Source organism: Pseudomonas sp. LTJR-52, assembly GCF_003691465.1.
GTDB lineage: Bacteria > Pseudomonadota > Gammaproteobacteria > Pseudomonadales > Pseudomonadaceae > Chryseomonas > Chryseomonas luteola.
Map to the genome: position 1 here is coordinate 3,959,673 of NZ_CP033105.1, position 19,954 is coordinate 3,979,626.

Here is a 19,954-nt window from a genome sequence, read left to right on the forward strand (position 1 = left end):
TAAAGACCGGCAAGCCCTGGAATGAGTTCATAGATTGATGACAGTCTTCTCTCGACGTACTACTGGTCTGCTGTTCAGCCTGCTCTGCGCGCCGCTTACCGTCCTGGCCGCCGAGACCCAACCCACGCACGAATACACACTCGACAATGGTTTGAAAGTCGTTGTTCGGGAAGATCATCGTGCTCCTGTCGTGGTTTCACAACTCTGGTACAAGATCGGCTCAAGCTACGAGACGCCCGGATCGACCGGCCTTTCCCATGCCTTGGAACACATGATGTTCAAGGGCAGCAGCAAGATGGGTCCTGGAGAGGCCTCCCTGGTTCTGCGTGATCTCGGAGCAACCGAGAATGCCTTCACCACGGACGATTACACGGCCTATTACCAGGTGATGGCCAAGGATCGTTTGCCTGTGGCGCTTGAGCTCGAAGCCGATCGCATGGCCACCTTACGCCTACCTGCCGATGAATTCAGCCGCGAGATAGAAGTCATCAAGGAGGAGCGTCGCCTGCGCACTGACGATCAGCCAATGGCACTGGCCTACGAGCGTTTCAGCGCGGCGGCCTACCCGGCCAGTGGCTACCGCACGCCAACCATTGGCTGGCCTGCTGATCTTAAACGCATGAACATCGACGATCTGCGGCACTGGTATCAATCCTGGTACGCGCCCAACAATGCGACCCTGGTTGTAGTGGGCGATGTGACCGGAGAAGACGTAAGACAGATGGCTCAACAGTACTTTGGCCAGATTCCCAAGCGAGACCTACCACCGGCCAAGCGCCCGCTTGAACTCCAGGCACCAGGTGAACGCCGTCTGATCCTTCCCGTTCGTACGCAAATCCCCAGCCTCATGATGGGATTCAATGTGCCCGGTTTTGCCAGTGCAGAGAATCAACGGGATGTGCATGCCTTGCGCCTGATCTCAGCGCTGCTCGATGGTGGCTACAGTGCCCGTCTCTCCACTCAACTGGAGCGTGAGCAGGAGCTGGTTACCGGCGCCTCGGCCTCGTATGAGTCCTACACTCGCGGCGACAGTCTGTTCATGCTCAGCGCCATGCCCAACCTGCAAAAGGGCAAGACCCTGGCAGATGTCGAAGCCGGCCTTTGGGCGCAACTGAATGCGCTCAAGCAAACGCCACCGAGCACTGCCGAACTGGAGCGCGTCAGAGCGCAGGTGATCGCCAGCCTTGTCTATGAGCGCGACTCGATTACAGCCCAGGCCAGCAATATTGGTCAATTGGAAAGCATCGGCGTGTCCTGGCACGAGATGGATAACGAGCTTGCAGATTTGCAATCTGTCACTCCGGCTGATCTACAGCGTGTTGCACACACTTACTTCACTCGCGATCGCCTGACAGTCGCCCACGTGATTCCCGAGACCCAGACACAGCAGGAGGCTCGCCCATGAACGTCCGCTTTTCTTATGCATGGGGCACCTTGCTCAGCCTGACGCTGCTTGGCGGCTGCCAGAACACTTCCCCCGTGGCGGACAGTGCAGCGGCCCATCCAAAACTGGAATCACTGCAGGCGCTGAGCAAGACAGCTCCGGTTACCCGCAAGCTCGATATCCAAAGCTGGAGAACTCCAGAAGGCGCGCGCGTCATGTTTGTGGAAGCCAATGAGCTGCCCATGTATGACCTCCGCCTGACATTTGCAGCCGGTAGCAGCCAGGACGGCAACACACCAGGTATCGCCACGATGACCAATGGCATGCTCAACGAAGGCATTGCCGGCATGGACACCACCGCGATAGCCATCGGCTTCGAAAACCTGGGTGCCAATTTCTCAAACGGTGCCTATCGCGACATGGCCGTTGCCGGGCTGCGTACCTTGTCCGACCCGACTAAAAGTGACCCGGCGCTCGATCTCTTCACCAAGGTGGTAGGTCATCCTACGTTTCCTGCCGCCCCGCTGGAGCGTATTCGAAATCAATTGTTGACCAGCATCGAATACAAGAAACAGGACCCCGGCGCTCAGGCAGGTGATGCGCTGATGAAACAGCTCTACGGCAGTCACCCCTATGCGCACCCCAGCATGGGTACGGCTGAATCGCTGAGGTCGATCACACCTGCTCAGCTACGCGCCTTTCATCAGCGTGCGTATACAGCAGGCAATGTGGTCATCGCGTTGACAGGTAATCTGACCCGCCCCCAGGCCGAAGCCATTGCCGCCAAGGTATCCCGCGCTCTACCCAAGGGCCCTGCCCTGCCGTCGGTAGCCAAGCCGCAACCACCTAAACCGGGCGTTACGCATATCGAGTTTCCCTCACAGCAGACGCACCTCATGCTGGCCGAGCAGGGTATCGACCGCCGGGACCCTGATTACGCCGCGCTATATCTGGGCAACCAGATCCTGGGAGGGGGCGGGTTCGGCACTCGTCTGATGACAGAAGTCCGCGAAAAGCGCGGATTGACCTATGGTGTTTATTCCGGCTTTACGCCGATGCAGGTCGCGGGCCCCTTCACGATCGGCCTGCAAACCCGAGCCGAGATGAGCCAGAACACATTGGGGCTTGTGCAAAACATCGTCCGCCAATACCTCAAGGAAGGGCCGACACAGAAGGAGCTGGATGATGCCAAGCGTGAAATATCAGGCAGCTTCCCGCTCTCGACCGCCAGTAACAGTGCGATCGTCGCCCAGCTCGGCATGATTGGTTTCTACGACCTGCCACTCGACTTTCTGGACACCTTCATGAAGCAGACGCAAGCCGTGACTACGGATCAGGTGCGCGAAGCCATGGCCCGGCATTTGAATCCTGATGGCTTTGTCATCGTGACGGCAGGCCCAACCGTTGCCCAGCAACCTTTGCCAGCGCCGGTTGAGCGCGGCAATACACCGCCTCCCAGCGTACCGGAGCATTGAGCATGGCGCAGAGTAAAGGCAGCAGCCAGCTGCGTATCATTGGAGGCGACTGGCGCAGCCGACGCTTCAGCTTTCCAGAAGCACCAGGGCTCAGACCTACGCCTGACCGGGTCCGCGAGACGCTGTTCAACTGGCTGATGCCCCATGTGCCCGGTGCACGGGTACTGGATCCGTTCCTGGGCAGTGGTGCGCTATTGCTTGAAGCGCTGTCCCGGGGTGCCAGTCAGGCGCTGGGGCTGGACTTGAATCCCGCAGCGGTAGGCTCGCTGCGCGGTCATCTGGCGTCACTCGGATGCACCAATGTCCAGGTCGTACAGAACGATGCCCTGCACTACCTTCAGCACAATGAGGCCACGCCTTTTGACGTAGTGTTCCTTGACCCGCCCTTCCAGAAAGGTCTGCTTGAGCCCGCCTGCCAACTGCTCGAGGAGCAAGGCTGGCTAGCCAGGGATGCATGGATTTACACTGAAAGCGAAAGTCAGCCCTCATCGCTTCCCATGCCCGCCAACTGGCACCTGCACAGGGAAAAGAAGGCGGGAAGTGTGCATTACGCGCTCTGGCATCGAACCGCGTAACGGGATGCCCATGCACCCTATCGTGGAGGACCTATCAGCTCAGGCAGATGCTTTCCGGCCCGCTTGGTGGCTGCCAGGTCCTCACTTGCAGACCTTATGGGGATCGCTCTGGCGTCGTCTTCCCCTGATGACGCGCCCACGCGAGCGTATCTGGCTAGACGACGGTGATTTTCTCGACCTTGACTGGTACGGACCGGAAGATCCTTATGCGCCGCTGGTACTGGCTATCCACGGACTGACAGGCAGCTCTTCGTCACACTATATTCTGGGTTTGCAACTGGCCCTTGCCGAGCATGGCTGGGCCAGCGTTGGATTGAACTGGCGAGGGTGCTCAGGCGAGCCGAACCTGTTACCGCGGGGCTACCACTCAGGCGTCACCGAAGACCTTGCCGCCGTTATCGCCCACCTTCAGGCCAAGCGCCCTTTGGCACCGCTCTATGCTGTTGGCTACTCGCTTGGCGGTAACGTGCTGCTCAAGTACCTGGGCGAAGCAGGCTTGAATTGCCCGCTCCAGGCGGCTGCCTCCGTGTCGGTTCCTTTCCGGCTCGACCTTTGCGCAGACCGTATCGCCATTGGGTTTTCCCGTGTGTATCAGGCGCACTTCATGCGAGAGCTGGTGAGTTATGTAAAGCGCAAGCGAGAGGCTTTGCAGCAGCGCCAGCAACACGACCATGTAGCCTCGCTGGATGCCTTGGGTAACCTGGAGGACATGAAGAGCTTTTGGGATTTTGACGGACGCATCACCGCCCCGCTCCACGGATTCAAGGATGCTCACGATTACTACCAGCAGGCATCAAGCCGTTATTACCTGAAAGACGTCCGAATACCAACCCTTATGATTCAAGCGGAAGATGATCCTTTCATTGGACGTGAAAGCCTGCCAACACTAGGAGAGCTATCTAATACGATATGCTTCGAGCGCCATGCTCATGGAGGGCATGTAGGCTTTGTCGCAGGTACATGGCGAAACCCTGATTACTACCTGGAGCGCCGCATACCGCAGTGGCTCTTGTGGCAGCAGGAGAGACTGACATAGACGTGGCGGCTATAGCCGATCAGCGAACGCTATCCGCGTCAGATGAAAACAGGCAACCCGAGAAGGCTGCGTTTTTCGACAATTTTTTCTACACTCCTCAACGCTTAAAGCTCACCTTTGATGAATACCAGGCCGCTTATCCACCTTTCGACTTGGACATCTGATCTGGCTGAGCTACCATCCAAGCCCCCACGGACCGTAAGGACGCCGCGATGAATCGAGTGCTGTACCCGGGAACCTTCGACCCGATCACCAGGGGTCATGGTGATCTCGTCGAACGCGCCTCACGTTTGTTTGAGCATGTCGTCGTCGCCGTAGCAGCCAGTCCGAAGAAAAATCCGCTGTTTCCGCTGGAAAGGCGGGTAGAGTTGGCTCGAGCGGTTACGGCACACCTGCCTAATGTCGAGGTCATTGGCTTTTCTTGCCTGCTGGCCAATCTCGTCAAGGAGCAGAAAGCCACGATCCTCCTGCGAGGATTGCGTGCTGTTTCGGATTTCGAATTCGAGTTTCAGTTGGCCAACATGAACCGTGTGCTGGCGCCTGACGCAGAAAGCATGTTTCTTACTCCGTCGGAAAATTACTCCTACATCTCTTCAACGCTGGTACGTGAAATTGCAGCACTGGGTGGCGACGTTACCAAGTTCGTGCACCCGCTTGTCAAGGAAGCGCTGGCCGAACGTTTCAAGCCAGCCCCTTGAAATTTTGCCGTTAGGGCACATATATCGGCGCAGACGTGCACCACGCGCGCCGATAAGGCACAATTCGCGTTTACCTTTTCTGTATCGCCGTCATCCGTGAGCGGCGGGAGCAATTCATGTCCCTCAAGATTACTGAAGACTGCATCAATTGCGATGTATGTGAGCCTGAGTGCCCTAATGGTGCCATCTCTCAGGGCGAAGAGATTTATGTGATCGACCCGAACCTCTGTACCGAGTGTGTAGGCCATTACGACGAGCCGCAGTGTCAGCAGGTTTGCCCGGTGGATTGCATCCCGCTCGACCCGGAAAACGTCGAGAGCAAGGAAAAACTGCACGAAAAGTATCTGAAAATCAGCGGTCAGGCCTGATCTAGGCTGTTTGGCAGCGCGACACTATCAGGTATTTACAGGCGCCATAAAAAAGCCGGTCAATTGACCGGCTTTTTTATGGGATTCAGTCCGACTGGCCATATCCTGTGCGGGTACAGCCCAGGCAACGAACAAAAGCAGCTTTACCCGGCTCGACGACCAAGGCCCTGCCTGCCTCGCCTACATTACCGCCTGCAGCGGTAAAGGGCAGACTGACCACAAAGGCACCCGCGCCAATAGCCGTTGCCACAATCAGGAGCGGGCGGGCAATTAGCAGATCACCAATCATCGAAAAGGCTTTTGGCGCGCCTACCTCGTAATTCGGATCACCACTGGCATTATTAACGGTTTCTGTCTCATAACCCGAATCGGCTAGCGCCGGTGCGGCAGCACTCCATAAAGCCATGGAGAAGGCCAACGTGGTGGCCAATGCGCGGAACGGGCTCATACTTCTGTCCTTTAAGTGAGAGGCGATTAACCATTAACTATAAGCACCACCTCTCGACTTGTCAGTGACCTTTCACCTGAAGATCAGGTCATTCCGTCAGAGTTCTGGTCTTTCCCTGATGCCGATAGGCCAGAACCATCAGGAAGGCCCCGCCCAGAATCATCGGTACGCACAAGACCTGCCCCATTGTGAGCCAGCCCCAGGCCAGATAACCCAGCTGCGCATCCGGCATACGGACGAATTCCACCAGGAAACGGAAAATGCCATAACACAGAACGAAAAGCCCTGATACCGCCATTGTTGGACGTGGCTTGCGTGAGAAGAACCAGAGAATAACGAACAAGGCGACTCCTTCCAGCGCAAACTGATAGAGCTGGGAAGGATGGCGCGGCAGCTGGGCCGGATCGCTGAAGGGCGGAAAAATCATTGCCCACGGCACATCGCTCGGCTTGCCCCACAGTTCGGCATTGATGAAGTTACCAATCCGCCCGGCGCCCAGGCCGATTGGAACCAGCGGGGCGATGAAATCCATCAGCTCGAAAAAGCTCTTGTTGTTGCGGCGACCAAACCACCACACCGCCAGAATTACGCCCAGCAGGCCGCCATGAAAGGCCATGCCGCCCTTCCAGACCTCAAAGATCAGCGTGGGATTGGCAAGGTACTCATCCAGGTTATAGAAAAGGACATACCCCAACCGCCCCCCAATGATGACGCCGCACGCCACCCAGAAGACCAGATCCGAAAGTTTGTCTTTATTCCAGGTGCGATCGAATCGGCTCAAGCGACGTGAGGCCAGCAGCCAAGCCCCGCCAATACCAATGAGGTACATCAGACCGTACCAATGAATCTTGAGTGGACCGATCGCGACCGCTACCGGGTCGATCTGTGGATAAGGCAGCATTACGACTCCTTGATAAAAGGGTTCTCAGACTAGAAAGCTGAGCCCTACACTGAACAACAACAACGCAAATAGCCGCTTGAGCAGCCGTGGAGAAAGCGTGTGCGCCAAACGCGCACCAAAACGGGCAAAGAACATGCTGGTCAGCGCAATACCTACCAGGGCCGGCAGGTAGACATATCCCAGACTCCACTCAGGCAAGCCAGGCTCACTCCAGCCCACCACCATGAACGAAAGGGTTCCGGAGAGCGCGATCGGCAACCCACACGCAGATGAGGTTGCCACCGCCCTTTGCATACTGACGCCTCGCCAGGTCAGGAAAGGCACAGTCAGCGAGCCGCCTCCGATGCCGAAGATGGCAGATGCCCAGCCAATGACCACACCGGCGAGCGTCAGAACCGGCTTGCCCGGTAACGGTCTGCTGCTTTTGGGACGAAGGTCAAGCACCATCTGTAGCGACACGAGGATGGCAAAGGTACCGATTATTTTCTGCAGAATTGGCCCCTGAATATAAGATGCCGTAACCCCGCCGACAAAGCTGCCCAGGATGATGCCAACCGTCATCCACACCACGAGTGGCCACTGGACCGCTCTCTGGCGATGATGCGCCAGAACGGAATTGATTGACGTAAAGACGATTGTTGCCAGTGAGGTACCGACGGCCAGATGCGTCAGCACATCGGTATCCATTCCATGGGCAGTGAAGCTGAACACCAGAACCGGTACGATGATCAATCCGCCCCCGACGCCGAACAGACCCGCCAGAACGCCTGCACATGCGCCAAGAATCAGATAGAGCACGAATTCCATATCGAATCCTGCCGAACAAAACGGCAATGGTAGCCCAATCGGCCAATGCAAACGAGCGAACCCTCAATGATCAAGGCCTTACGGAGCCCAACTGATGTGTCTGATTGTCTTTGCGTGGCGCCCTGAAGATAACGAGTCACTTATCCTGGCCGCCAACCGTGACGAGTTCTATGCACGCCCCAGCGCTCCTTTGGATACATGGGACGATCAACCAGACATTATTGGAGGAAGAGACCTGACCGCAGGCGGGACCTGGCTCGCGGTAGGAAGGGATGGTCGCTTTGCCACCGTGACCAACATCAGGGATCCTGGTCAGCCGATATCCAACCGCTCACGGGGCGAACTGCCTGTACGCTTTCTGGAACATGATATCTCGGCCGAAGAGTACGTACATAAAGTGGCTCAACGTAGCGATGAATACACAGGGTTCAACCTGCTTTTAGGCGATCGCCAATCGTTATGGCACTTGAATGCTCGCAGCCGGAAGCCGCATCGACTGCCGCCGGGCGTTTACGGCGTATCCAATGCCGATTTGAACACGCCATGGCCCAAGTTGCTCAGAGCCAGAGCAAGTCTCGAACAGGCCCTGGAAACCCCTTCGGACGAGGCTTTATTTACACTGTTGGCCGACACCTGGCGACCTGATCCCGCAACGCTTCCGCATACCGGCATCAGCCATGAACTGGAAACGCTCTTGTCCAGCGTTTTCATCTCCAGCGAACACTACGGCACACGGGCCAGCACTGTGCTGCGGCAACAGGTAGACGGACAGACCGTTATTACGGAACGTCGCTTTGGAGCCTATGGCAAGTCGCTTGGAGAAAGCCGCCGGACGCTGTAGTCCGGCGTGCTGTCAGCTCTGGACGGTGGAAGCCGGGTTGATGACGCGCCCTAGCCCCAGGTTACGCAAGGCCAGATGCAGCGCACTGTGCACCACTTGCGGATTGTCAATCTTGAGCAACTGATCCAAGAGCTCCTTTGCCTTGGACAGGCTCATCTGACGCAGCAACCACTTCACCTTGGGGAGGTTGGTTGCATTCATGGAAAGGGAGTCATATCCCATGGCCATGAGCAATACCGCTGCGGCCGGATCGCCAGCCATCTCGCCACAGATACTCACCGGAACGTTTTCCGCATGAGCATCCTCCACCACGCTCTTGAGTGCTTGCAGCACGGCTGGATGGAAGTAGTCATACAGGTCAGCCACGCGTGGGTTATTACGATCTACCGCCAGTAGATACTGGGTCAGATCGTTGGAGCCCACCGAGATAAAGTCCACCTCACGGGCCAGATCCCGGGCCTGATAGACCGCCGAAGGCACCTCTACCATCACACCGACAGGCGGCATGGGGATACTGACCCCTTCATCACGCACCTCGCACCAGGCGCGATGCAGGAGATGCTGAGCCTCGTCCAGCTCGTGTACCCCCGAGATCATGGGTAGCATGATTCGCAGGTTATCCAGACCTTCACTGGCCTTGAGCATGGCTCGCGCCTGTACCAGGAAGATTTCCGGATGGTCCAGCGTGACACGAATCCCGCGCCATCCCAGGAAGGGGTTGTCTTCCTTGATGGGGAAATAGGACAGGGATTTATCTCCGCCGATATCCAGCATGCGCATGGTGACCGGCTGGGGATGGAACGCCGCCAGTTGCTCCCGGTAGATGGACAGCTGCTCCTTCTCACTGGGGAAGCGGTCATTGATCATGAACGGGACCTCAGTCCGATACAGCCCCACCCCTTCCGCGCCACGCTGCTGCGCCCGGGCAACATCGGCCAGCAGCCCCGTGTTCACCCAAAGCGGCATACGATGGCCATCCAGGGTTTCGCACGGCAGGCTGCGCAGGGCTTCCAGCCCCTGGGTCAGCTGACGTTCCTCCTCGACCACAGCGCTGTACTGCTTGAGCAGCTGAGGCGAAGGGTTGGTAAAGACTTCGCCGTGATAGCCGTCGACAATCAACGAAATACCGTCGACTTTTGAATAAGGCAGGTCCACCGCGCCCATGACGGTGGGAATACCCATCGCGCGCGCCAGGATGGCAACGTGGGAGTTGCCAGAGCCGAGCACGGAAATCATGCCGGCCAGCTTGCCTTCAGGCACCTCGCCCAGCATGGCGGGTGACAGCTCTTCACTGACCAGGATGGTCTGGTCGGGATAGACCAGACATTGTTGCCGTGCCTGCTGCAGATAAGCCAGCAATCGACGGCCAAGGTCCTTCACATCAGCGGCACGTTCGCTCAGATAGGCATCGTCCATCATCTCGAAACGACGAACATGCTCGGTCACGACCTGACGCAGTGCCCCCTGTGCCCACTGCCCTTTCTTGATGATTTGAGTAACCTCGTTACCCAATGCCGCGTCGTCGAGCATCATCAAATAGACGTCGAACAGGGCGCGCTCTTCCTTGCGCAGCTGGGTCGAAAGACGTTCTGACAGCTGGCGCATGTCCTCACGTACAGACTCCAGCGCATGCTGGAACAAGGCCAGTTCTGCCTCGATGTCCGTAACGGTCTTGTCAGGAACGACTTCCAGATCAGCTGGAGGTAGCACGACCACAGCCGTACCCACGCCAACACCGGGAGCACCGGGAATACCTACGAAGCGAGCCTCCTGGATACCCTTGCCCTGCCGTCCGAGCCCACGAATGGTACCCGTGGCTTCAGCATGTGCGATAACGCCTGCCAACTGGGCGCTCATGGTCACAAGAAAGGCTTCTTCACCTTCATCGAACTGGCGCCGCTCCTTTTGCTGAACGACCAGAACACCCATCACACGACGATGGTGAATGATTGGCGCCCCCAGGAAAGAGGCATAGCGCTCCTCGCCCGTTTCGGCGAAATAGCGGAAGCGCGGATGACTGGAGGCATCCTCAAGGTTGAGCGGCTCTTCACGCGTGCCGACCAGGCCGACCAGGCCTTCATTGGGAGCCATGCTGACACGCCCGATGGAGCGCTTGTTCAGGCCCTCTGTCGACATGAGGACAAATCGATTGGTTTCAGGGTCCAGCAGATAGACCGAGCACACCTGAGTGCCCATGGCCGCCCGAACGCGCTGAACGATGATCGATAACGCTGTCTTGAGATCCTTGGCGCCGTTTACTTCTTGAACGACCTTACGCAGCGTATTCAGCATGCTAGAAGCCCTGGGCTCTGGTGACGTTGGACGACATCCTGGTAAAGGATTTCGAGGCGCGAGCAAATTGAGTTCCGGCCACCGACCTGATAGCCACGATCGATGAAGGTGGACAGCAACGCCTATCTGACAGCGTATTGCCATTCAACGTCACAAATCGTTCATCCAGCATGGCCACAGCATTTCCTCCGTCCACGGCAGGCCTGGCATAACCGGGCGGGCCGGTGAGGCAATGCAAACGGTGCCTCTTCCGTCTTCCATACGTACACGTATGGTACAGGCTTAACATATCGATCAGGCGAGCAGGCGCGGGGCCAACTCCTTGAGGGCTCGACGATACACTTCCCGCTTGAACGTCACCACCTGCCCTAATGGGTACCAGTAGCTGACCCAGCGCCAACCGTCGAACTCCGGCTTGCCTGTCACATCCATGCGTACCCTCTGATCCTCAGACATCAGCCGGAGCAGAAACCATTTCTGCTTTTGACCGATGCACAGGGGCCTACTATGCGTACGCACCATGCGTTGGGGCAAGCGATAACGCAACCAACCCCGCGTACAGGCCAAAATCCGGACATCATCCGGACTCAGACCCACTTCTTCGTTCAATTCGCGATAAAGCGCTTCTTCCGGCGTTTCACGATCATCGATACCTCCCTGTGGAAACTGCCAGGCGTCCTGGTTGATGCGCCGAGCCCACAGCACTTGGCCAGCGTCATTCGCGAGGATGATGCCGACATTCGGGCGAAAACCATCAGAATCGATCACGGCTGACACCCCTGGAAAGTCAATAGACTTGCATTGTTCCATAAAGCTTGTTGGAGCGGCAACGCAGCTCCCTGCCTGTATTTTTGCCGTCTGTGGCAATACGCTGGCAAGTGCCACTCCTGCCTGCTTGTCCATATGGACATTACATTGGGGTAATCCCGCCGGAGCGCCTGAAAATCCGCGAGCAGTATCCTCAGCCCTTGCTGAACAAAAGCTTACATAGCCAAGCAATCAATGGATTCTGACGGGTAAAGCATGACCCGTTTCCCACTCCTATCAGCGAAAGTGCCGCTGCAGAAGCATGTAGATAGCCAGAATCACGCCTACCCAGCCGATCAGGTAGAAATAGTCCAGGAAGCCCAGGATCGCAGCCTGACGATTGACCAGCGAGGCCATCTGGCTCATGGAGGCATGCCCCATCGCCTCGTTCAGCTGTTCCCTATACTGCTGATAGAGTGGATTGAATGAGGTGATGTGACTGCGCAGGACATTGGCGTGGAACGCATCGCGCCATTGCAGAAAGACGTTGGCCATGACGATTCCCAGCGGCATGACGATCTGCTGCGTCATGTTCTTGACCTGATATGCCTGGCTGAAATAACGCGGAGGAATAGTCATGAAGGTGTACATGATGATCACGGCAAAGGTCGAGATCAGGAACACACCATGCATCATGAGCGCAGGCTGAAGCTGCTGCACAAGCGGCACCTCGCCATTCTGGCTGGACATCCAGAAGCCATAGCCGGCCAGCAGCGAATAGCCGAGCACCAGAAACTTCTTGAAGCCACCCCACGGGAAATACCGCTTGAGCGTGCCAGAGGTAATGGCCATGAGCGGCACTATCCCACACAGCCAGCCGATAGCCATGACCGTTCCAGCGGTGTAGATTGGCACCTGCAGGGCGTTCAGGACATATTGGGGAATGACGTAGTTGTAGGCACCGAGCATGAAGTAGTTCAGCATCATGAACAGCATGCCGAGCAGAAAGGCCGGATTGATGGCGTTACGAAAGTCGAGGGTTGGCCGCTCCCGCTGCCGCTCACAATAAATGAAGACGGCCATGAGGCAGATACCTAGCAGAAAGAGTCCGAGCAGCTCCCAGGTATCGCTATAGAAATCAAAACTCATCCGCTGGATAGTGGTTTCGACAATGATGCTTCCAACCAGCAGGATAGCCATGGGCAGCAGTGCTGGTCTGGCCGATAACTTTTCGGGTATGACGCGCGAGGGAATGGCCATCCAGATGCACACGGCCATGACCAGACAGACCACCAGCGGCACGGCAAAGATACCGCGCCACTCCTCATGCGCCAGCAGTTGCGCCGTACAAAAAGAAGCCATCGCCGCGCCAAGCGGCACGCCGCTGGCAAAGGCTCGTATGCCTGTGGGGGTTTGCGGCCCCGGGAAGAACATGAGCACCAGCACCCGCGCACCGGCGAAAAAGGTCGCGGCGGCCGCCCCCATGAAGACTCTGCCCGTGGCAAAGACCCACAGGTGGTCGCCGGCCAGGCAGAGCAGCTGGCCTATGGTATGGACAACTGTCGCCGCCATCATCAGGTGCCGGTACCCCAGATGCTGTACAAACCACTGGTGAGGCGCCGTGAAGACGATGACCGCGACGCTATAGGCTGCCGTGGCATAGACATAGCTGCGCTGATCAGCACCCAGGCCGCCGGATACATAGCGGTTGGCCAGCGCGATGGAGAGGCTGTCGAGAAAATAAACGGTGACCATCAGCGTAATGCTGAGCATCAGCAGGCCACGGTGATGTGGAAACGTAGGTGAAGACATTCCGACTCGGTTCGATGACTGGTATCAGCTGGCCAGTAAACGTGGCCAGCCTTTCATCGAACACGGCCCGGGCGCTTGGTTCCCTACCAGACGCCCGCCGCCACCCTAAGCGTTAACTCAGAAACAGTTTGTACGCCGGGTTATTGGTCTCATCCCAATAGCGATAACCGATCTCCGCCAGCGCTTCGGGCACACGGTGCCGCTCTTCTTCCGGAACCTCGAGCGCCGCCAGTACGCGACCATCAGCCGAGCCGTGATTGCGATAGTGGAACATGGTGATATTCCACCGCCCACCCAGGCGATTGAGGAAGTTGAACAATGCGCCAGGCCGCTCGGGAAACTCGAAACGGAAGACCTGCTCGGTATCCACATGGGCCGCATGTCCACCTACGGTATGCCGTATGTGCAGTTTGGCCAACTCGTTATCGGTCAGGTCCAGTACGGGAAAGCCTTGCTCTCGCAGGCTTTCGACAAGTTTGCCGCGTGGATCGGTTTCTGGATGGGTCTGCACACCAACAAAGATATGGGCTTCCTTGTCAGTGTTATAGCGATAGTTGAATTCGGTGATCTGACGCTTGCCCAGCGCCTCGCAGAACGCCTTGAAACTGCCGGGGCGCTCGGGAATGGTCACAGCGATGATAGCCTCGCGCTGTTCACCCAGCTCGGCACGCTCTGCCACGTGACGCAGGCGGTCGAAGTTAACGTTGGCACCCGAGTCGATGGCAACCAGGGTCTCACCTTTCACGCCGCGGGTGGAAACATACTTCTTGATCCCCGCCACGCCAAGGGCACCAGCCGGTTCGGTGATAGAGCGCGTATCGTCGTAGATATCCTTGATAGCTGCGCAGATCTCATCGGAGCTGACGGTAATCACGTCATCCACATAGTGTCGGCAGATCTCGAAGGTGTGATGACCGATCTGCCCGACCGCCACGCCATCGGCAAAGATACCTACTTGACTCAGTACCACCCGGTCGCCTGCCTGCATGGCGGCCTGGAGGCAATTGGAGTCGTCTGGTTCAACACCAATAATCTTAATGTCAGGACGCAGGTACTTGACGTAGGCGGCGATCCCCGCGATCAGCCCTCCACCGCCTACCGGCACGAAAATGGCGTCCAGCTGACCTGGTTGCTGGCGCAGGATTTCCATGGCGACAGTACCCTGCCCGGCAATCGTATCCGGATCATCGTACGGGTGAATAAAGGTGTATCCCTTTTCCTCTACCAGTTTCAGCGCATGAGCCAGCGCCTCAGGAAAGGCATCGCCGTGCAGGACAGCCTTGGCACCGCGGGCACGTACCGCCTTGATCTTGATTTCTGGCGTCGTCTTGGGCATGACGATAACGGCCTTGATACCCAGCTTCTGAGCAGCTAAGGCCAGGCCTTGGGCATGGTTGCCGGCGGATGCCGCGATCACGCCGCGAGCCTTTTCCTCGTCGGTGAGCTGGGCCACCTTGTTGTAGGCGCCCCGGATCTTGAACGAGAAGACGGGCTGCAGGTCTTCGCGCTTGAGCAGAATCCGGTTACCCAGACGCTCCGACAGGCTGTGTGCGGGATGCAGGGGTGTTTCGACGGCCACGTCGTAGACGGGCGAGGTCAGCATTTTCTTGACGTACTGTTCGAGCATCGACTTTTCTCGGCAGGGCTTTTGCGGGGAACAGTCAGTCTACTGCGCAAGCAGCACGACAAGCCACCCACAATGCGTCAACCACCCTGTTCACCGCTGATAGGGTCAGCCCGGCTATAATCGAACCTCTACTTCTCCTTTGCCGGAATCGATCATGAACCAGGATCAGCTCAAGCAAGCCGTGGCGCAGGCCGCGGTGGACTATATTCTCCCGCACCTCTCGCGTGACAGCGTCATTGGGGTCGGCACCGGCTCCACCGCCAACTTCTTCATCGACCTGCTGGCCCAACACAAAATGGAATTCGACGGCGCAGTAGCCAGCTCCGAGGCAACGGCCGAGCGACTCAAGAAACATGGCATTCCGGTGTATGACCTCAATGGCGTCAACTATCTTGAGTTCTACATCGATGGCGCCGACGAGGCCAACGAGCACCTGCAACTGATCAAAGGGGGCGGTGCAGCATTGACGCGTGAAAAAATCGTAGCGGCCGTGGCACAGACCTTTATCTGCATTGCCGACGGCAGTAAACGCGTGGATGTGCTGGGCGAGTTTCCGCTCCCCGTCGAGGTCATCCCCATGGCACGCAGCTACGTAGCCCGCGAGTTGGTCAAGCTGGGCGGCGATCCGGTCTACCGTGAAGGTGTTAAAACCGACAACGGCAACGTGATCCTGGACGTGCATAACATGCATATCCTTGACCCGGTCGATCTGGAGTCCAAGATCAATAACATCGTCGGCGTAGTCACGGTTGGCCTGTTCGCGGCTCGCTCGGCGGATGTCCTGCTGCTGGGAACCGCCGAAGGCGTTCAGACGCTCAAGCGTTAAATACCTACGTCCCACGACGAGACACGCACTTCAGGCGGTGCACGAACACAGTGCACAGCCTGCCCCGCATTTTTTCCATCCCTATCTATAGTTACGCCCAGGCAGCGCTGTCAGTCTGCCAGGCGTCGCCTGCCTGTCCGACTTTCAAGCCGGCACGCTATCTGCTCCATGCAGCCCCGCACTACCCATAACTACAACACAACAAACCATAACAATGAGGATCGCTTGTGCATTCCTTTTCCAAACTAGCGCTTGCAATCGGCTGCATCTTGATGGGGGGCACCGCGGGTGCCTATGACTTTGGTGAATACGCCGACGAGACACTGGACGTTCTGATCAATGAGTATCCGGGTCGTTATCGAGGCACTACGAGTTTTGAGGGCGCCTCGGCCTGGATGCAGCAGCGTATAGGTAACAACGCCACTCTCCAGCCTTTCACCTGGAACGGAAATCGGAACTCACAGAACATAGTGGCTCAGCTGGCAGGTACCAGCGGCAACACCCTTGTACTAGGGGCACACTTTGATACCTACTTTGGCCGCCCGACACTCCAAGGCCTGGATGACAACGGTTCCGGTGCCGCCGTCCTTACGGAGATCACGCGCAACCTCAGCGGGATCGCGCTGGAAAATGGTATCAATGTGGTTGCCTTCGGAGCTGAAGAGGAGGGCCTGCGCGGCTCACGCGCCTATGTAGCCGGCTTGAGCGATAGCGAGCGGGCCAGCCTGCTGGGCATGATCAACCTCGACAGCCTGATCACGGGCGACATGATGTATGCCCATGCCGGTGCCAACAGCGTCGATAATCCCGCCCTGGCGTCCATACGCGAGCAGACGCTTCGTATCGCACAGGAACTGGGGATCGATCTGCGCACGAATCCTGGGCTCAATCCAGAATACCCTGCCGGCACCGGCTGTTGCAGTGATGCTGCAAGCTTCGAGGCGCTAGGCATTCCGGTGCTGTTCGTCGAGGCGACCAACTGGGAAATTGGCGATCTGGATGGCTACGAGCAAACCACCAACCCGGCGATCCCCGGCGGTGCTACTTGGCATACGCCTTCGCTGGATAACGAGGCAGTGCTAACCGGCGCCTTTGGTGAAGAGCGCATTCAGCAGCGCCTGCGTGATTATTCACGCCTGCTGACGCGTCTCCTGCTGGAGCTGACAAATGCCGACCTGCTCGCTTCTACCGCCTCCAGCGGTGCGCTGGCACGGGCGATGGAAGACAACCTGCGCAGCCAGCATGAAACCCTGACCCGCCTGCATGACCGCCGTTGGCTGGGCCTTCAGCTTGCTCCACTTGCACTCAACCAATTCACTGGCAGCGTGGGAATCGAGGGCGAGTATCAACCTGAGCATGGATTTGATGTGGACCCGAGCCAGCGCTCCAAGCGGGCCACTGCCTATGCCATTGGCGATTACCGGGCCAGTGAATGGCTGACCGTAGGCGGTAGCCTGAGCATTCAGCGCGGCAAGGATGACCTGGAGCATTCCGGCAAGGTCCGTAGCGAGACATGGCAGGCCGGGCTGTATGGTCTGGTCAGCAACGGCGGGCCGCTTTGGGCTGCAGGTGAGCTGAGCGCGGGTCACACCCGCTTCGATACGGATCGCTCCGTGTTCCTTCAGGCCAGTGGCGGGCCGGTTCTCCTGAACCAGACGTTATCTGGCGATACCAGGGCCCGCTTCTTCGGTGCTCGCCTGACCGGAGGCTACGACATGACGGTCGGTCAGCTGCGAACCGGCCCTCAGCTGGGACTGGACTATACCCGTTACCACATCGATAGCTTCGATGAAGACGACAGCCGCCGGACCGCCATGTCATTTGATGATCAGACCTATGACTCCATTCAGGCAAGCCTGGGTTGGAGGGTCTATGGCGATCTCCCCATGAGCCGTGGCATGGCCCTACAACCCTATGCTCATGTCGCCTGGGTCGAAGAACTGAGTGATGGCCGCGAGAGTCGGCTGGATGTTATCAGCCGTGGAGATGGTCGGCTGCGTACGGCAGCGCTGGATTCGGTAGACAAGCACTTTGCCCGCGCTCAGATTGGGGCTCAGTGGGCGATCACACCAGAGATTGGCGTCTATGCCGAGATCAACAGTCGCCTGGGCCATTCCGAGGGCAGCCAGACCGGATACAGCCTGGGTGCCCAGTGGCGGTTCTGATCCGTATAACGCAGTTTAGTTACGCTTGAATCGATAAAAGAGATTCGGTTCGCTCACGATATACAGCGTGCCCTGGTCGTCCATGGCCAGGCCCTCGGCCTGCGGCACGCTTTTCGTCAGACCCTGCCGCCCGGCATCGAGCGGCAGGGTGCTCAAGGGCTTCCCTTCGCTATCCAGCTCAATGACCAGCCTCGACTCATCCGAGAGCGCCAGTAGGTGGTTTGTGCTGGCACTGAAGTAGAGGCTCGAAAGATCGTCGACAAACAGGCCCCTGTCACGCAGCACATTGGACCTGATTGTAATGTTGGCCGGTGCGCCGGGCTCAGGGTCGGCAAAACCATCGATCTCGTAGATCTGCACAGGGTCCTTTTCTTTAGCTACATAGAGCCGCTTGTGTCGACTGTCATAGGCGAGCCCTTCGAAACCCCGATTGTCGAACGCAGCCAATTCCAGAGAGAGACGCGTCTGATTGCGAGGGTCATTCGCATCGATGACGCTCGTTGTGTCATCAACATGAATCTGAACCAACCGTTGCCGGCCCTCTTCTGCCACGACGAAAATGCCCGGGCGAATGTACTCAATCGCCTCGGGGTCATCGAATCCCTGCATAGGGATTTGCCGAAGAATTTCACCGTCGAGTGATAGCTCGATGAAATGGGATGACTTGTTGGTTAGGCTCGCAAGCGTGCCCCGGCTCGGGTCATAGGTCAGTGCCGACAAATCCGCGTGCCCTGGCACAGGCTTGGCCTCGATATCGACATGATAATCAGGAAGCCAAACCGAGACCTCACGGCGCTCATCGGCATGCCAGTGCTGCTGAACGCCATACCAGAGACGCGCCAGGAGCGGGCTCTGCTGGCTGGCTATGGTTGCGATGAGCACTGCCATCAGCAGGCCAGCCAGAGGAATGCGGTAAGGATAGATACGCTGCATGGGTAGGCCCGTTGCCGTCGAGGGGTCAATCATCCGGGCGACCTGCATGCCCGCGCTCGACGACAAGCCTACGGATATTTTATGTCAGTCAGATTTCCGGAAGACATAGAACAGGTTAGGCTCGCTCACGATGTAAACAGTTCCTTCTTCATCAATCGCAACACCTTCGGCCTGAGGGATGTTTTTACTGAGTCCATTAAGCCCCCCGATCAGGCTGATGAAACTGACCGGCCTTCCGCTTTCGTCCAGCTCAAGCAACAGGTGCGACTCATCCGAGAGCACCAGCGTATGGCCGGTACGGGGATCGACGCTTAGCGCAGAATAATCATTCATTAGGTCGGGCTGATCGGGAAGATCTCTCATCTCACCCAGGATCTGATCACCATCGCTGGACAGGCTGAACAGTGCTGCAGGGTCTCGCTCCTTGCTGAGCAGGAGACGTTGCTGTCGTGCATCCCAGGCAACGCCTTCGAACCCCTTGTTGCCAGCATCGGCAAAGCCCAGGTCGAAAAACTGGAAATCTGCGGGCTGCAACTGGCGGGTCTCGGGAGTCAGATTGAACAGGGCCAGCGTACGCTGACGCTCATCGACAATACCCATGCGGTTTCCATCCAAGACCACTAGGCCCTCAGGGTTGGAAAGCCCGGTTATGGGAATCTGCCTGAGAATGTCACCGCTCAGGTTGGTTTCCACCAGCAAAGGCTCCTTGCCCATGACAATGAACAGGGTGCCGGTCGCCGGGTTATAGGCGATGTCCGATGCCTCGGCCTTTTCCATGCCGGGCAAGGGCTTGGCCTGAATGACCGCGGTATAGCCTGGAAGCCAGATATTGTCCGCATGCTGGTTGGCAGGCGTGTTACGTTCCTGCCACCAGAGCCAGGCGCGCTGGTCCCAGTGAAACAGGTATGTGAGCGTGGCGGCGACGACCAGCACAAAGCCGGCCAGCCACCATCTGAGGGATCGACGTTGTAATACTTTTGGCATGACGACGGTTTCGACTGCTTAGCGGTTTGGATCCG

Annotated in this window: 17 protein-coding genes and 1 pseudogene; 9 read left to right on the forward strand and 9 right to left on the reverse strand. The window is 57.7% G+C overall.

The features are described 5' to 3' along the window. Positions 1-37: 37 nt before the first annotated feature. From EAW52_RS18440 to EAW52_RS18465, 6 genes are all read left to right on the forward strand, one after another. Positions 38-1,405, forward strand: a complete 1,368-nt coding sequence (locus EAW52_RS18440) for a pitrilysin family protein (RefSeq protein WP_122043499.1) — start codon at positions 38-40, stop codon at positions 1,403-1,405. Then, a complete protein-coding gene (locus EAW52_RS18445; protein ID WP_122043501.1) occupies positions 1,402-2,859 on the forward strand; it encodes a pitrilysin family protein in 1,458 nt (485 codons plus the stop codon). The genes EAW52_RS18440 and EAW52_RS18445 overlap by 4 nt, the downstream gene beginning before the upstream one ends. Before the next feature lie 2 nt (positions 2,860-2,861). Next, positions 2,862-3,434, forward strand: a complete 573-nt coding sequence (rsmD, locus tag EAW52_RS18450) for a 16S rRNA (guanine(966)-N(2))-methyltransferase RsmD (protein WP_074823203.1) — start codon at positions 2,862-2,864, stop codon at positions 3,432-3,434. A gap of 10 nt (positions 3,435-3,444) precedes the next feature. Beyond that, a complete protein-coding gene (locus EAW52_RS18455) occupies positions 3,445-4,470 on the forward strand; it encodes a hydrolase (RefSeq protein WP_122043502.1) in 1,026 nt (341 codons plus the stop codon). A 212-nt stretch (positions 4,471-4,682) separates the two neighbouring features. Beyond that, entirely contained in the window at positions 4,683-5,168 is a 486-nt protein-coding gene (gene coaD, locus EAW52_RS18460) for a pantetheine-phosphate adenylyltransferase (RefSeq protein ID WP_010796991.1), read from the forward strand. A gap of 116 nt (positions 5,169-5,284) precedes the next feature. After that, positions 5,285-5,536 carry a YfhL family 4Fe-4S dicluster ferredoxin gene (locus tag EAW52_RS18465; RefSeq protein ID WP_010796990.1) on the forward strand — a complete coding sequence of 84 codons (252 nt, stop codon included), beginning with the start codon at positions 5,285-5,287 and terminating at the stop codon, positions 5,534-5,536. 85 nt (positions 5,537-5,621) lie between these two features. Here EAW52_RS18465 and EAW52_RS18470 read toward each other — a convergent pair whose 3' ends face one another. The 3 genes from EAW52_RS18470 to EAW52_RS18480 form a co-directional block, all read right to left on the reverse strand. Next, complete coding sequence (locus EAW52_RS18470) at positions 5,622-5,984, reverse strand: multidrug transporter (protein ID WP_122043504.1); 363 nt, start codon at positions 5,982-5,984, stop codon at positions 5,622-5,624. Between the two features lie 88 nt (positions 5,985-6,072). Further along, positions 6,073-6,885: a prolipoprotein diacylglyceryl transferase gene (gene lgt, locus EAW52_RS18475; RefSeq protein WP_122043505.1), complete on the reverse strand. Its 813-nt coding sequence runs from the start codon at positions 6,883-6,885 to the stop codon at positions 6,073-6,075. A 24-nt stretch (positions 6,886-6,909) separates the two neighbouring features. Then, positions 6,910-7,692, reverse strand: coding sequence for a sulfite exporter TauE/SafE family protein (locus EAW52_RS18480; RefSeq protein WP_122043506.1), 783 nt, complete (start codon positions 7,690-7,692; stop codon positions 6,910-6,912). Positions 7,693-7,786: 94 nt separating this feature from the next. Between EAW52_RS18480 and EAW52_RS18485 the strand changes: the two genes are divergently transcribed. Beyond that, positions 7,787-8,533, forward strand: coding sequence for an NRDE family protein (locus tag EAW52_RS18485; protein WP_122043508.1), 747 nt, complete (start codon positions 7,787-7,789; stop codon positions 8,531-8,533). A gap of 12 nt (positions 8,534-8,545) precedes the next feature. On the opposite strand, the gene ptsP is transcribed toward EAW52_RS18485, so the two are convergent. From ptsP to ilvA, 4 genes and pseudogenes are all read right to left on the reverse strand, one after another. Continuing rightward, complete coding sequence (gene ptsP, locus EAW52_RS18490) at positions 8,546-10,825, reverse strand: phosphoenolpyruvate--protein phosphotransferase (RefSeq protein ID WP_122043509.1); 2,280 nt, start codon at positions 10,823-10,825, stop codon at positions 8,546-8,548. A 294-nt stretch (positions 10,826-11,119) separates the two neighbouring features. Beyond that, entirely contained in the window at positions 11,120-11,593 is a 474-nt protein-coding gene (locus EAW52_RS18495; RefSeq protein ID WP_010796984.1) for an RNA pyrophosphohydrolase, read from the reverse strand. Positions 11,594-11,869: 276 nt separating this feature from the next. Then, on the reverse strand, positions 11,870-13,384 hold the full coding sequence (locus tag EAW52_RS18500) for an MFS transporter (protein WP_122043510.1): 1,515 nt from the start codon (positions 13,382-13,384) through the stop codon (positions 11,870-11,872). A gap of 112 nt (positions 13,385-13,496) precedes the next feature. Then, positions 13,497-15,029, reverse strand: a pseudogene (gene ilvA, locus EAW52_RS18505) (threonine ammonia-lyase, biosynthetic); the annotation flags it as partial. Positions 15,030-15,165: 136 nt separating this feature from the next. On the opposite strand from ilvA, the gene rpiA reads away from it, so the two are divergent. Both rpiA and EAW52_RS18515 read left to right on the forward strand, forming a co-directional pair. Next, a complete protein-coding gene (gene rpiA / locus EAW52_RS18510; RefSeq protein ID WP_122043512.1) occupies positions 15,166-15,837 on the forward strand; it encodes a ribose-5-phosphate isomerase RpiA in 672 nt (223 codons plus the stop codon). A 272-nt stretch (positions 15,838-16,109) separates the two neighbouring features. Further along, complete coding sequence (locus tag EAW52_RS18515) at positions 16,110-18,002, forward strand: autotransporter outer membrane beta-barrel domain-containing protein (RefSeq protein ID WP_162997779.1); 1,893 nt, start codon at positions 16,110-16,112, stop codon at positions 18,000-18,002. A gap of 15 nt (positions 18,003-18,017) precedes the next feature. Here EAW52_RS18515 and EAW52_RS18520 read toward each other — a convergent pair whose 3' ends face one another. Both EAW52_RS18520 and EAW52_RS18525 read right to left on the reverse strand, forming a co-directional pair. Beyond that, complete coding sequence (locus EAW52_RS18520; RefSeq protein WP_372238929.1) at positions 18,018-18,935, reverse strand: SdiA-regulated domain-containing protein; 918 nt, start codon at positions 18,933-18,935, stop codon at positions 18,018-18,020. An 84-nt stretch (positions 18,936-19,019) separates the two neighbouring features. After that, the gene (locus EAW52_RS18525) at positions 19,020-19,919 is read right to left on the reverse strand and encodes an SdiA-regulated domain-containing protein (RefSeq protein WP_122043517.1); all 900 of its coding nucleotides are present in this window, start codon (positions 19,917-19,919) and stop codon (positions 19,020-19,022) included. Positions 19,920-19,954: the final 35 nt, after the last annotated feature.